This is a genomic window from Vibrio ordalii ATCC 33509, from assembly GCA_000257205.1.
In the GTDB taxonomy this organism is placed as follows: domain Bacteria; phylum Pseudomonadota; class Gammaproteobacteria; order Enterobacterales; family Vibrionaceae; genus Vibrio; species Vibrio ordalii.
The window spans coordinates 1-14377 of sequence record AEZC01000184.1 but is presented as its reverse complement, the minus strand read 5'-3'; the positions used below and the strand labels follow the sequence as shown (position 1 = coordinate 14377).

15 protein-coding genes and 1 pseudogene are annotated in these 14377 nt (G+C 43.4%); 12 read left to right on the top strand and 4 right to left on the bottom strand.

The window, feature by feature from the left end; genetic code table 11:
* From VOR_RS17220 to VOR_RS0112510, 4 genes are all read right to left on the bottom strand, one after another.
* A partial coding sequence (locus VOR_RS17220; protein WP_010320041.1) for an AmpG family muropeptide MFS transporter occupies window positions 1–1387 on the bottom strand: 1387 nt, incomplete at its 3' end.
* 83 nt (window positions 1388–1470) lie between these two features.
* Window positions 1471–2016, bottom strand: coding sequence for a peptidylprolyl isomerase (locus VOR_RS0112520; protein WP_010320040.1), 546 nt, complete (start codon window positions 2014–2016; stop codon window positions 1471–1473).
* Window positions 2016–2585: a YajG family lipoprotein gene (locus VOR_RS0112515; RefSeq protein WP_010320039.1), complete on the bottom strand. Its 570-nt coding sequence runs from the start codon at window positions 2583–2585 to the stop codon at window positions 2016–2018. Before VOR_RS0112515 ends, VOR_RS0112520 begins: the two co-directional genes overlap by 1 nt.
* A 24-nt stretch (window positions 2586–2609) precedes the next feature.
* Complete coding sequence (locus VOR_RS0112510) at window positions 2610–3740, bottom strand: methyltransferase (RefSeq protein WP_010320038.1); 1131 nt, start codon at window positions 3738–3740, stop codon at window positions 2610–2612.
* A gap of 161 nt (window positions 3741–3901) precedes the next feature.
* On the opposite strand from VOR_RS0112510, the gene VOR_RS0112505 reads away from it, so the two are divergent.
* The 12 genes and pseudogenes from VOR_RS0112505 to VOR_RS19150 form a co-directional block, all read left to right on the top strand.
* Window positions 3902–4210, top strand: a complete 309-nt coding sequence (locus tag VOR_RS0112505; protein WP_010320037.1) for a BolA family protein — start codon at window positions 3902–3904, stop codon at window positions 4208–4210.
* A 510-nt stretch (window positions 4211–4720) separates the two neighbouring features.
* Window positions 4721–6061: a Na(+)-translocating NADH-quinone reductase subunit A gene (locus VOR_RS0112500; protein WP_010320036.1), complete on the top strand. Its 1341-nt coding sequence runs from the start codon at window positions 4721–4723 to the stop codon at window positions 6059–6061.
* Window positions 6062–6066: 5 nt separating this feature from the next.
* Window positions 6067–7311 (top strand): NADH:ubiquinone reductase (Na(+)-transporting) subunit B, encoded by a 1245-nt coding sequence (locus VOR_RS0112495; RefSeq protein WP_010320035.1) that lies wholly within the window; start codon window positions 6067–6069, stop codon window positions 7309–7311.
* Window positions 7301–8086, top strand: coding sequence for a Na(+)-translocating NADH-quinone reductase subunit C (locus VOR_RS0112490; protein WP_010320034.1), 786 nt, complete (start codon window positions 7301–7303; stop codon window positions 8084–8086). Before VOR_RS0112495 ends, VOR_RS0112490 begins: the two co-directional genes overlap by 11 nt.
* On the top strand, window positions 8086–8718 hold the full coding sequence (locus VOR_RS0112485; RefSeq protein WP_010320033.1) for an NADH:ubiquinone reductase (Na(+)-transporting) subunit D: 633 nt from the start codon (window positions 8086–8088) through the stop codon (window positions 8716–8718). The genes VOR_RS0112490 and VOR_RS0112485 overlap by 1 nt, the downstream gene beginning before the upstream one ends.
* A 5-nt stretch (window positions 8719–8723) precedes the next feature.
* The gene (gene nqrE, locus VOR_RS0112480; RefSeq protein ID WP_010320032.1) at window positions 8724–9320 is read left to right on the top strand and encodes an NADH:ubiquinone reductase (Na(+)-transporting) subunit E; all 597 of its coding nucleotides are present in this window, start codon (window positions 8724–8726) and stop codon (window positions 9318–9320) included.
* A gap of 34 nt (window positions 9321–9354) precedes the next feature.
* Window positions 9355–10578, top strand: a complete 1224-nt coding sequence (gene nqrF / locus VOR_RS0112475) for an NADH:ubiquinone reductase (Na(+)-transporting) subunit F (RefSeq protein ID WP_010320031.1) — start codon at window positions 9355–9357, stop codon at window positions 10576–10578.
* Between the two features lie 196 nt (window positions 10579–10774).
* Window positions 10775–11782: an FAD:protein FMN transferase gene (locus VOR_RS0112465; RefSeq protein ID WP_010320030.1), complete on the top strand. Its 1008-nt coding sequence runs from the start codon at window positions 10775–10777 to the stop codon at window positions 11780–11782.
* A gap of 8 nt (window positions 11783–11790) precedes the next feature.
* Window positions 11791–12024 (top strand): (Na+)-NQR maturation NqrM, encoded by a 234-nt coding sequence (gene nqrM, locus VOR_RS0112460; RefSeq protein ID WP_010320029.1) that lies wholly within the window; start codon window positions 11791–11793, stop codon window positions 12022–12024.
* A 117-nt stretch (window positions 12025–12141) separates the two neighbouring features.
* Entirely contained in the window at window positions 12142–13212 is a 1071-nt protein-coding gene (gene dinB, locus VOR_RS0112455) for a DNA polymerase IV (protein ID WP_010320028.1), read from the top strand.
* Between the two features lie 177 nt (window positions 13213–13389).
* Complete coding sequence (locus VOR_RS0112450; RefSeq protein ID WP_010320027.1) at window positions 13390–14133, top strand: YggN family protein; 744 nt, start codon at window positions 13390–13392, stop codon at window positions 14131–14133.
* Window positions 14134–14196: 63 nt separating this feature from the next.
* A pseudogene (locus VOR_RS19150) lies at window positions 14197–14377 on the top strand (diguanylate cyclase); the annotation flags it as partial.

Here is a 14377-nt window from a genome sequence, read left to right as displayed (position 1 = left end):
GCTTATCAATGCCTTGCTTAGCAATATCATCGATGTCTCTCTGGTGAGCTTTTTGCAGCAAATCAGCAAAATAATGGCGCAGTGAGTAGAGCATGATAAGGCTTGGTACTACCATCAGTGCGGTGATAATAAAGAACAGTGACCAATTATTGAGATAATCGACCAGCTCCCCGCTAAAGGAAGCCAGCGTGGTGCGGCCAAAGTTTCCTAGAGAGGCCAATAGCGCATATTGCGTTGCTGAAAATGCCTGCCCCGTTAACACAGTAAGAAACGAAACAAAGGCCACGGTGGAAAACGCAGTGGTAAAGTTATCAACAATAATGGTCGCTAAGAACAGGTGCTCATTAGGGCCAACTTGAGCGATCCACGAAAACATCAAATTACTGGCAGACATCGCGATGCCACCAATCATCAAGCCGCGAACAATACCAAACCTCACGTTAAACATACTACCAATCAAAGTGAAGAACAGGGTTGCTCCCCAACCAATTAGCTTCGAGTAGTGACCAATTTGTTCGTTGCTAAAGCCAATTTCTTTGTAAAATGGAATCGACATTCGGCCAAGAAAAGCTTCGCCAATCTTGAATAAAAAGACAAACAACAGCAGGGTTATTGCTACTTGCGCGCCATTGCGTTTGAAGAAATCGAGAAATGGTTCGATTACGGTAACGGTGAACCACGCGACGACTTTCGAACCAACTACCTGATTGTGTCGCAGCTCCGCTTGATGCTGTAGCGCTTCGCGATGTGTTTTTGGTTCGCCCACCAAGAGCGTGAAAAGCATTAGCAGGCTGACACAGAGTGCCATGCCATAATAAACGGCATTCCAACCGATACTATCAGCGTTTACAAAAGCGAGATAGCCCGGCAGAGAGTATCCAGTCCACCACCCCATGATGGCCATGGCGGAGGCTTGTGGCAGCTTATTGGCTTGTGATTTGGGGAAAGTATCGATACGAAAAGCATCAATCGCGATATCTTGAGTGGCAGAAGCGATCGCAATGCCCAAGGCAAGCATTGAGGTAAACATCAAATTTTGGGCTGGATTGACACCCGCAATCAGCAACGTACAGAGCAAAATGATCGATTGGCACAAAAACACCCAACTGCGGCGTTGACCTAATAATGGCGTCAGAATGGGTAATTTGACGCGATCCACCAATGGTGCCCATAGAAAATTAATCGCGTAAACCGCGAAGACACTGCCAAAATAACCAATTGCAGCGGTGGTTAAGCCTGCATCTTTTAGCCATCCTGACATATTCGAACCAATCAAAACCCACGGAAAACCGCTCGAACACCCCATCATAAATACCCACAATAGGCGTTTATCAAGATAGCTACGGATAGTTTCCATCCAAGAAAGAGAGGGAGACGCTGATGACATACAGTTAATCCTTGTTAACAAAGCAGCTTAGGTCGAAAGGCGACCCAATAAAATCAAACGCCGATAAATCGGCGTTGGTATGGTTATTGTTCTAGTGTGACATTCGTAATAACGATTGGTTCGATCGGGACGTCTTGCATTCGTCCTTTGGTGCTGGTCGGTTGTTGAGCCATTTTTTGCACAACATCAAACCCTTGCGTGACTTTACCAAAGACTGCATAACCCGGTGGGCGAGCGTTGTAGTTGAGAAAATCATTATCGACCAAGTTAATAAAGAATTGGCGAGTAGCCGAGTTAGGATCATTGGTACGCGCCATTGCGATCGTCGCAGTGTCATTGGTCAACCCATTGCTCGCTTCATTTTTGATGGGAGCGTAAGTGGTGAGTTGTTTTAAATCTGCATCAAATCCGCCGCCTTGCGCCATAAATCCGGGAATGACGCGGTGAAATTGACTGCCGATATAACTGCCATCTTGAACATATTTTACGAAGTTTGCGACAGTCGTTGGCGCTTTCTCTGTATTTAGTTCAATAGTGAACGCCCCTAAGTTAGTTTCAATCAGGACGTTGGGTGCCGCAAACACAGTGCAACTAAAGAGCGCCAGTGTCGTAACGAAAGAACGTAACATTAAAAGCGCTCCTGCAAATAGCTATTCAGTTCGCTGTCATTGGCAATTTCTTTAAGTACCAAGTTCATAACATCGTTGAGTACCATCTCAATCTCATCATTTGAAGCGCTGAGTGTACCGGAGCGTTTTGCCGTCCCGTTGAACGTTTTCACTAATTTGCCTTTTGGTGTTTCAGCGGTGATTTCAAGCGTGACACTGCCATCCATTTCATTTGACATAACGCTGTGTTTTACTGTTACTAGTGCTTCTGAAATTTCAGCTGTGACATTGTTTTCGCTGTTCACTGTCAAGCGATAGCCTTGAGACCCAAATTGCTCCGCCAACGCGTTCTCAACCGCAATACGAACGTTTTTCTTGGCATGAATGGGTTCAATATTGGATCGACCACTGTCCACTAATGCCACATATTGCGCCGATCGAACATCTTTGCTGACCAGAGTAAAGGCTTTATCGTTGACGACCGTATTTTTGCTGGTCGTTGCCGTGGGCATAAAGTTGATTTGCTGTTGCTGAGGTGCGGCACAAGCGGTGAGTAATGCGATTGAGGCTGCGAGAACCAGTTTTTTCATGGTCATTTCCTTTCTTATCCTTGCCTATTTAGTTGCTTGTAAGATAACAAATTTATGGTCGGTCGCGACAGTTTTTACCTGCCCTTGGCCAAATAATCTTGCTAATTTTACATCGTAGCCGAGGTGGCGATTACCGATCACTAATAATCGTCCCCCTTTTTTAAGAACATGCTTTGCATCACAGAACATCTGCCAAGCAATGTGATCCGTGATAGCTTGTTGTTGATGGAATGGTGGGTTACACAATATTAAACAGGTACTCTCTTGTTCAAAACCATCTAAGCAGTTATTGGCAATGCATTGAATATTGCGATCTTTTCCCAAATTCTCCAGCAAATTTAGCTTTGCAGACTCGACGGCCATCAAGCTTTCATCAACGCAGGTCATGCGTACTTGAGGATTGAGTTGGCCCATCTTGATTGATAACACCCCGTTGCCGCATCCAAGGTCTATAATGTGGTGTAACTTAGGATCTTGTGGAAGATGCTGTAGAAAAAAGCGTGCACCGAGATCCAATCCTTCACCTGAGTAGACATTCGGCAGGTTTTTTAGATGGATGGATTCGCTTTCTACGGCCCATTGAGTGATGGGTTCCACCGTTTCAATCGATGATACGTTCGGTGCTGAAAAAACGAGGCGGTGTTTTTTCCATGCAAGAGAAGTGCTTGTTGAACCTAAATACTTTTCAAATAAGTTTAAGGTTGATGTGTGGATCTCTTTCGCTTTGTTGACCGCTATCACAGGGCAATCTTGGGCAAGGGACTGATGGAGTTGGCTTAATTGCCAAACTAAGTGGCGATTGCTCTTGGGCAATTGAAAAAGCACCAGATCGACCGATTCAGGGATGGCATCCATTGTTGAGAGCAATTGCACGTTGCGGCACTGATTGCGCTGAAGATTGTTTAACGTACCTTGTTGTGAAATAAAAGAGTCGCTCATCATGGTGACCTGGTGCTTATCTGCAAACCAACACGATAGAGCGCCAAAGTGATCGTTTAAAATAAGGATGCGTTTGCCTATTACTAAATTCAACGCTTCAATATGATTAATCACATATTCATCGCCCGCATCCCAAGCTTGTAATGTTTCATTTGAACGATGTGGGAAACGGTGCAAACTCAACGTTCGATCATGCAGTGCCAACTCTGTTTTCATAATTTTTTATAGGTCGTAGTGAGAATTACGGATGCATTGTCTCAAATGGCGTAGAAACAAGGAACCAAAACCTTTCGCTATTCTATAAGGCTAGTTAAACTTAAATCTCTTTACACTCGTATATGTTCTCATGCTCTTATTTGAGGAAGAAAGGCAACGGTATGATCCAACCCATAATCGAACAAAAATTGCATCAAGCATTTCACCCTGATTATTTGAAAGTTGAAAATGAAAGCTATATGCACAATGTGCCTTCAGGATCGGAAAGCCATTTTAAAGTCATCGTAGTGAGTGACAGTTTTGAAGGAATGCGTTTGATTGGCCGTCACCGCCAGGTTAACCAAGTGTTGGCAGAAGAGTTAGCGAACCACATTCATGCACTTTCGATTCATACCTACACACCACAAGAGTGGCAGGCGCAAATTAGTGGCGCACCTGATAGTCCTATGTGTATGGGCGGTGGAAAATAACTCGTTCAGAATCGTCTGAATATGCCGTTCTCTTATTCTGTTCTTTTTTGTTCTGTTTTTGAGCCGCATGTTAACAGTAGATCAACAAATTGACGAGATGAACAAGTTGAGAGACATTGTTTTAGGTAGTGAATAAAAATAAATACTCGTAAGGGGTAAGGAATAGGCTATTTGTGCGATGCTTCAAAGTTATGACTATTCGCTAGCCTTTATGATTCAAATCCTTCCAAATAAAACGACTTATCAGAGGATTGGTCATGGCATCAGGTTCCGAAAAAATGCTAAACTATTGCACCTAATGGATCTCATACCATACTTGTGATGAGGTTATTAAAAGGATGTTGCGGTTCTGGCGTTTAAAACAAGCCAAAATCGGACACAGAAATGTCGTGTCTAAGGCTGGTTTAACTTTCATTTGGCCTCTTATCAAGAACGACCATGAAAGATAAACAAGTCTTGAACTTACGCAATTAAAAGAATCTTTTTCCCGATAAAATAGTGCAAGTGCGTATGATTACAATAAAAAGGGGTTTGGACCTTCCTATTGCAGGAACTCCTTCCCAGGTGATTAATGATGGTAAAACCATCACTAAAGTCGCCTTGCTTGGCGAAGAGTACGTTGGCATGCGTCCTACCATGCATGTTCGCGTAGGCGATGAAGTAAAGAAAGCTCAAATTCTTTTTGAAGATAAAAAGAATCCGGGTGTTAAATTTACTTCACCAGCAAGCGGTAAGGTTATCGAAGTCAATCGTGGCGCCAAACGTGTCCTACAATCGGTTGTGATTGAAGTGGCAGGTGATGAGCAAATCACGTTCGATAGCTTTGAAGCTAGCCAACTAGCAAGTATTGACCGTCAAACGGTTAAAACTCAGTTAGTTGAGTCTGGTCTTTGGACTGCGTTGCGTACTCGTCCGTTTAGCAAGGTTCCAGCAATTGAATCTTCAACTCAGGCTATTTTTGTGACAGCAATGGATACCAATCCATTAGCGGCAAAACCTGAGACGATCATTAATGAGCAATCTGAAGCATTCGTCGCTGGTCTCGATATCCTGTCAACTCTGACTGAGGGCAAGGTTTACGTCTGTAAATCTGGTACTAGCTTACCACGCTCTTCACAGCCAAACGTTGAAGAACATGTGTTTGATGGCCCACACCCTGCTGGTCTTGTAGGGACTCACATGCATTTCCTCTATCCAGTAAATGCAGTCAATGTGGCGTGGAGCATCAATTACCAAGACGTGATTGCGTTTGGTCAATTGTTCTTAACCGGTGAGCTATACACACAACGAGTGGTGTCGCTTGCAGGACCCGTGGTCAACAAACCTCGTCTTGTCCGTACTCAGATTGGTGCTAGCCTCGAAGAGTTAACGGATAACGAATTGATGCCGGGCGAAGTTCGTGTCATCTCTGGTTCTGTGCTTTCTGGTGTGAAAGCGACGGGGCCTGTAGCTTATCTTGGTCGTTACCACCTCCAAGTATCGGTTCTGCGTGAAGGTCGTGACAAAGATTTTCTTGGTTGGGCAATGCCTGGCAAGAACAAGTTTTCAGTCACTCGCTCTTTCCTTGGTCATCTATTCAAAGGTCAGTTGTTCAACATGACAACCACAACCAATGGTAGTGATCGTGCGATGGTACCTATTGGTAACTATGAAAAAGTGTTGCCACTAGATATGGAACCAACGCTCCTACTTCGTGACCTATGTGCAGGTGACATCGATAGCGCTCAACGTCTCGGTGCCCTTGAGCTGGACGAAGAAGATCTCGCATTGTGTACCTTTGTATGTCCTGGTAAATACGAATATGGTCAGCTACTTCGTGAGTGCCTAGATAAGATTGAGAAGGAAGGGTAATTTTCATGGGCCTTAAAAAGTTTCTTGAAGACATCGAGCATCATTTTGAACCTGGCGGTAAACACGAAAAATGGTTTGCCTTGTATGAAGCAGCCGCAACGCTTTTTTATACGCCTGGTTTAGTTACAAAACGAAGCTCACACGTTCGTGATAGCGTTGATCTCAAACGCATCATGATCATGGTTTGGCTAGCGGTATTCCCAGCGATGTTCTGGGGTATGTATAACGTTGGTCATCAATCGATTACTGCACTTAACCATCTGTATTCTGGCGCTGAATTGGCGACAGTCATCAGTGGTAACTGGCACTATTGGCTAACTGAAATGCTTGGCGGTACATTAAGTACGCAAGCCGGTTGGGCAAGTATGATGCTGCTCGGTGCGACTTACTTCCTACCTATCTACGCCACGGTTTTCTTGGTCGGTGGTTTCTGGGAAGTGCTGTTTTGTATGGTGCGTAAGCATGAAGTTAACGAAGGTTTCTTTGTTACTTCAATTTTGTTTGCTCTGATTGTTCCACCCACACTGCCGTTATGGCAAGCCGCTTTAGGGATTACCTTTGGTGTGGTTGTTGCCAAAGAAATCTTTGGTGGTACCGGGCGTAATTTCCTAAACCCAGCATTAGCTGGTCGTGCCTTTCTATTCTTCGCCTATCCAGCACAGATCTCTGGTGACGTTGTTTGGACAGCTGCAGATGGTTTTTCTGGCGCAACGGCCTTAAGCCAATGGGCTCAAGGTGGTAACGGTGCTCTGCTCAATAAGGTCACTGGCGAAGCCATTACTTGGATGGACGCGTTCGTTGGTAACATTCCTGGTTCTATCGGTGAAGTATCGACGTTGGCACTGGCGATTGGTGCGGCATTTATTGTCTACATGGGCATCGCTTCATGGCGCATTATTGCTGGTGTTATGGTGGGTATGATTGCCATTTCAACGCTGTTCAATGTCATTGGTTCAGACACAAATGCAATGTTTAATATGCCTTGGCATTGGCACCTCGTTCTTGGTGGCTTTGCGTTTGGTATGTTCTTCATGGCAACCGATCCAGTATCGGCTTCATTTACTAACAAAGGTAAATGGGCATACGGTATTTTGATTGGCGCAATGTGTGTGATGATTCGTGTGGTTAACCCAGCCTACCCAGAAGGTATGATGCTGGCGATCTTATTTGCGAACCTATTTGCACCTTTGTTTGACCATATTGTGATTGAGAAGAACATCAAGCGGAGACTAGCACGCTATGGCAAGTAATAACGACAGCATTAAAAAGACGCTGGGTGTTGTTATCGGATTGAGCCTAGTTTGTTCAATCATCGTATCGACAGCAGCGGTTGGCCTGCATGACAAGCAAAAAGCGAACGCGGTACTAGATAAGCAATCAAAGATCGTGGAAGTAGCGGGTATTGATGCGCAAGGTAAGAAAGTATCTGAGCTATTTGCACAATACATCGAACCTCGATTAGTTGATCTAGAAACGGGTAACTTTGTAGAAACAGCTGCCAATGGCTCGACTGCCGTTGACTTTGATCAGCGCGATGCAGCTAAAAAAGCAGACCTTTCGGTTGCACTGCCTGCAGATGAAGACAAGGCTGACATTCGTCGCCGCGCTAACACTGCCGTTGTGTACCTAGTTAAAGATCAAGATGAAGTTCAGAAAGTTATCTTACCTGTACACGGTAAAGGACTTTGGTCAATGATGTACGCCTTTGTTGCGGTAGCGACAGACGGCAACACTGTGACTGGTTTGACTTACTACGAGCAGGGTGAAACCCCAGGGCTTGGTGGTGAAGTTGAAAACCCATCATGGCGTGCTCAATTTGTTGGTAAGAAATTGTTTGATGACAACCACCAACCTGCAATTAAAATTGTGAAAGGTGGCGCTCCTGCCGGATCTGAGCATGGTGTTGATGGGCTTTCTGGCGCCACACTGACCAGTAACGGTGTTCAACACACTTTCGACTTCTGGTTAGGTGATATGGGCTTTGGTCCATTCCTAGCAAAAGTTCGTGACGGAGGTTTGAACTAATGTCTAGCGCAAAAGAGATTAAAAAGAGCATTCTAGCGCCAGTGTTGGATAACAACCCAATCGCACTTCAAGTGCTTGGTGTCTGTTCTGCCCTTGCGGTAACCACAAAACTGGAAACGGCGTTTGTTATGACGCTAGCCGTTATGTTTGTAACAGCTTTCTCTAACTTATTCGTTTCGTTAATTCGTCACCACATTCCCAACAGTGTGCGTATCATCGTTCAGATGGCGATCATTGCTTCATTGGTTATTGTGGTCGACCAGATCCTACGCGCTTACTTATACGATATCTCGAAACAGCTATCGGTGTTCGTAGGGTTGATCATTACTAACTGTATCGTAATGGGCCGTGCTGAAGCATTTGCAATGAAGTCGGCACCGATTCCTTCCTTTATCGATGGTATCGGTAATGGTCTGGGTTATGGTTTTGTCTTGATCACTGTTGGTTTCTTCCGTGAACTTCTTGGTTCAGGCAAGCTATTTGGTATGGAAGTGCTGCCATTGGTTAGCAATGGTGGTTGGTATCAACCCAATGGTTTAATGCTATTGGCACCTTCTGCATTCTTCCTGATTGGTTTCATGACTTGGGCGATTCGTACGTTCAAACCTGAACAACTGGAAGCGAAGGAGTAAAGATCATGGAACATTATATTAGTCTACTTGTTAAGTCGATCTTCATTGAGAACATGGCGTTATCTTTCTTCCTCGGCATGTGTACTTTCCTTGCTGTATCGAAGAAAGTTAAGACTTCTTTTGGTTTGGGGATTGCTGTTGTTGTGGTTTTGACAATCTCAGTGCCTGTTAACAATCTAGTGTATAACCTAGTACTGAAAGAAAATGCTCTGGTTGATGGCGTTGATTTAACATTTCTTAACTTCATTACCTTTATCGGTGTTATTGCTGCATTGGTTCAGATCTTAGAGATGATATTGGATCGTTTCTTTCCGCCTTTGTATAACGCGCTGGGCATTTTCTTACCTTTAATCACAGTGAACTGCGCCATTTTTGGCGGCGTGTCTTTCATGGTTCAGCGTGATTACAACTTTGCTGAATCTGTGGTTTATGGTTTTGGTTCGGGTGTGGGTTGGATGCTAGCGATCGTCGCTCTTGCTGGTATTCGTGAAAAAATGAAATATTCAGACGTACCTCCGGGTCTTCGTGGTTTAGGTATCACTTTTATCTCGGTAGGTTTAATGGCGTTAGGCTTTATGTCTTTCTCTGGTGTTCAACTGTAAGTCGGGTAAACCGTAACAATTAAGGAAATAGTCAATGGACATTATTCTTGGTGTAGTGATGTTTACCCTGATTGTTCTAGCACTCGTTTTGGTCATTCTATTTGCCAAATCTAAGCTAGTTCCAACAGGCGACATTACAATTTCAATTAACGGTGATGCAGAAAAGTCTATCGTGACTAACCCAGGCGGCAAGCTACTGAGCGTACTTGCAGGTTCTGGTGTCTTTGTATCATCGGCTTGTGGTGGTGGTGGCTCTTGTGGTCAATGCCGTGTAAAAGTGAAATCTGGTGGTGGTGATATTCTTCCTACTGAACTTGATCACATAACTAAAGGTGAAGCTCGTGAGGGTGAACGTTTAGCGTGTCAAGTGGCTGTGAAAACAGACATGGACATTGAACTTCCAGAAGAAATCTTTGGTGTTAAAAAGTGGGAATGTAGCGTTATCTCTAACGACAACAAAGCCACCTTCATTAAAGAGCTTAAACTTCAGATCCCTGATGGCGAATCAGTACCTTTCCGTGCTGGTGGTTACATTCAGATCGAAGCGCCAGCACACCATATCAAATATTCAGATTTTGACGTGCCAGAAGAGTATCGTGGCGATTGGGACAAATTTAACCTGTTCCGCTACGAGTCAAAAGTTGATGAAGATATTATTCGTGCTTACTCAATGGCGAACTACCCAGAAGAGTTCGGTATTATTATGCTAAACGTGCGTATTGCTACGCCGCCGCCTAATAATCCCAATGTGCCTGCGGGTCAGATGTCTTCTTACATTTGGTCACTGAAAGAAGGTGATAAATGTACTATTTCTGGTCCATTTGGTGAGTTCTTTGCCAAAAATACGGACGCAGAAATGGTCTTTGTCGGTGGTGGCGCGGGTATGGCTCCAATGCGTTCACACATCTTCGATCAGCTTAAGCGTTTAAAATCTACCCGTAAGATGTCTTACTGGTATGGTGCGCGCTCTAAGCGTGAGATGTTCTACGTTGAAGATTTTGACGGCCTTGCAGCTGAAAACTCGAATTTTGTATGGCACTGTGCGCTTTCTGATCCAATGCCTGAAGATAACTGGGATGGATACACAGGCTTCATCCACAATGTATTGTATGAAAACTATCTGAAAGATCATGAAGCGCCTGAAGATTGTGAATACTACATGTGTGGTCCACCGATGATGAATGCGGCTGTGATTGGCATGCTGAAGAACCTTGGTGTAGAAGATGAGAACATCCTTCTTGATGACTTCGGTGGTTAATTCACTGAAGTAAGTAAAACCTATGGCTGGCTCTGATGAGTCAGCCATTGTTTTTTTAGTTTTAGTTTTAGTTTTAGTTTTAGTTTTGCCGTGTGGCTTTGAATTCCAACTCAGTTAACATAGAAAATAGGTGTAGGAATTTCTTTTCCATAACCACTTCTTTTCTATATTCACTTTCATTTTTAGGAGTAAACAAGTGAAAAAATGGCTTGTTGCGTTAGCTTCTCTATTCATCTTGGCGGGTTGTGAAAAATCGGTTGAGCAAGTTCATCTGAGTGGCCCTACCATGGGCACTACTTACAATATCAAATACCTGAAAGCCGAAGGGATCCCTAGCCCGGAGACTCTCCAAAAGGAAGTTGATCGTTTGCTGGAAGAAGTGAACGATCAAATGTCGACTTATCGTAAAGATTCCGAACTCAGCCGTTTTAATCAATATCAAGGAACGGAGCCTTTTGCGGTTTCTTCTCAAACCGCAACCGTGGTGAAAGAAGCGCTGCGTCTTAACGGCCTTACTTTAGGTGCATTGGACGTGACTGTCGGTCCTTTGGTTAATCTATGGGGTTTTGGCCCAGAAGCTCGTCTTGATGTGGTGCCAAGCGATGCAGAATTGGCTGAGCGTAAAACTAACATAGGCATTGAGCACCTTAGCGCAACAGACACTACGTTGAGTAAAGATCTTCCACACCTTTATGTTGATCTCTCAACCATTGCGAAAGGATGGGGAGTAGACGTAGTCGCTGACTACATTCAAGCACAAGGCATTACCAATTACATGGTTGAAGTCGGTGGCGAGATGCGCTTAAAAGGCGTAAACCTAGAAGGTGTACCTTGGCGAATAGCGATAGAGAAACCGACGGTTGATGAGCGTACCGTTCAAGAGCTCATTGAACCTGGTGATATGGCGATTGCCACTTCGGGTGATTATCGCAACTATTTCGAGCAAGATGGTGTGCGTTATTCTCACATTATCAATCCTATCACTGGAAAACCCATCCATAATAAAGTGGTGTCAGTCACTGTGTTGGATGCTTCTTCAATGACGGCAGATGGCCTAGCGACTGGATTAATGGTACTAGGAGAGACGAAAGGCATTGAGGTTGCAGAGCAATATAATATTCCTGTGTTCATGATTGTGAAAACAGAACAAGGTTTTGAAGAGATTGCCTCCAGTGCATTTAAGCCATTTCTAAATAAAAAGTGAGTTAAGTTATGAATACTTTTTTCATTACATTCAGTGTATTTCTGTGTGTCATTGCCGCGATGGCGGTTGGCTATATCTTTCAAAAGAAAGTAGTCAAAGGTAGTTGTGGTGGATTAGGTGCTGTCGGCATTGAAAAAGTGTGCAATTGCCCAGAGCCTTGTGATGCACGTAAAAAACGCGAAGCTAAGGCCGCAGCAAGAGCTGAAAAGTTAGCGCATTGGGAAAAAGATCGCATCGCCTGAACTACGATTAAAGAGCCTGTTTTGTGTAGGCTCTTTAATTTTTAAAAGCAATTCATTTCAATCCATAGAAATCAAGAATATACTGTTTATGTATACAGGTTTTTAAATGGTTTTGAATTGGAAAATAAAATCAAAAAAATCATTCATATTGATATGGATTGTTTCTACGCTGCGGTAGAAATGCGTGATAACCCTGAATATAGGCATCGCCCTCTAGCTGTGGGTGGTCATGAAAAGCAGCGTGGTGTGTTAAGTACTTGCAATTATGAAGCGAGGAAATTTGGCGTTCGATCTGCCATGCCAACCGCTCAAGCATTAAAACTATGCCCTAATCTACTGGTCGTTCCGGGCCGTATGTCGGTATACAAAGCTATTTCTATTCAAATCAGACAAATATTTGAACGTTATACTTCCATTATTGAGCCGTTATCATTAGATGAAGCATTTCTTGATGTGAGTGATTCACCGCTATGTCAAGGAAGCGCAACATTGATAGCTCAAGCCATTCGCCATGATATCTACAACGAACTTCAACTGACCGCCTCTGCGGGCGTAGCACCTGTAAAGTTTTTGGCCAAAGTGGCTTCTGATATGAATAAGCCTAACGGCCAATTTGTAATACCGCCCGATAAAGTACAGCAAGTGGTCGATTTATTGCCACTAGAGAAAATACCCGGTGTCGGTAAGGTGAGTCTGGAAAAACTGCACCAAGCAGGTTTTTATAAATGTGAAGATATCAAGCTGACCGATTATCGAGAACTACTGAGTAACTTCGGCAGGTTAGGAGCTTCATTATGGAAGAAAAGTCATGGCATTGATAATCGCGAAGTGGTGACCGAAAGGGAGCGAAAATCATTAGGTGTCGAAAGAACGTTTAGCCAAAATATCTCAAGCTATGAAGAGTGCTGGCAGGTGATTGAGCATCATCTTTATCCAGAGATAAAAGCGAGGTTAGGCAGAGTGAGTGTTGATGGTTCGATTATTAAGCAAGGGATCAAAATTAAGTTTGCCGATTTTCAACTCACGACGATTGAGCATCTTCATCCACAGTTAGATCTCAATGATTTTAGAACTCTTTTGGAAAATATTTTGTTGCGGCAAAATGGGCGAGAAATTCGCTTACTCGGTTTGCAAGTGATGTTAAAGCCAGAAATGCTTAATAAGCAGCTCAGTTTTTTTTTAAATTAGTGAAACAAACTAACATTTATGTCATTAAATTGACGGTTTTTAGGTTGAAATCATTTATATTGCTAGCGAGAAGTACTAACTCATCACGAGAAGTACTAACTCATCACGAGAAGTACTAACTCATCAAATATCCACACCTGATATGGTTAGTCATAAAACGATCGATGAGAGAAAACAATGAAAAAAGTAGTGCTAGTCACTTCAATGCTGTTGAGTTTCCCTTTGTGGGCCGCACAGTGCCGAGTTGATGTTAACCATGAAGTTCACCTTGATGGTGATAAGGTTGAAATTCTCAAAACGAGCACCGACACCGTTTTGATGGATAAACAGAACAATCTCTATATCCGTGGTGAAAAAATGGAGCTCGACAGTGATCAGAGAACGGCCCTTGAGCAGTATCGAGAAAGAATGAATGCTTCATTGCCTAAACTGAAACAGATGGCGAGTGATGGCTTGGTTATGGCGAATAATATTTTGGATGATGTCGCGAAAAGTATTGAATCTCCCAACGCTTTCGATAGCGCCAAGCAATCCATGGCTGCTTTTTTTGCCAATATTGAATCTCGTTATTACAAAGATGGTGAGCTGGTTCTCCCTGCGCAGACTTTTGAATCAATGACGCAAACTTGGGCCGATGATTTTGAAAAAGCGAAAGCTTTATTTAACAAAGAGTTTATATCCGGTGCCTTTGATGCTCTTTCACTGAAAATGAAAGAAGAGGGGGGATTAAACATCACAAAATTGACCGATACCATGGCGGACTTAAAAGTTAAGTTAGCTGAGCGGATTCAAGAAAACGCCGCCACAATTCAAAAAGAGAGCCGTGATTTTTGTGAGTCGCTCGATGATATGGTTGAGCAAGAGCAGCAACTGCACCAAAAAATACCTCTATTAAAAGATTATCAAGTATTTACCATCTAAACTGAAAGAGCACATTCGGTGCTCTTTATTTGTCTATGATGTTATCTCAATTTGCTGGTATGGATGTCGTTTAATAATTTTAGTTTGAGATGGTTAACAGCATTAGTTTCAATAGCCTTCGTTGTGCTGTTTATTTTGTGTTATCTACTATTTAAGTTTATGTGGTCTTATGATCGCGCTGTTGAAGATGCTCTTTCTTTGCAACGCAATGAGGTAAACCGAGTCCAAACCATTCTTAAGATGC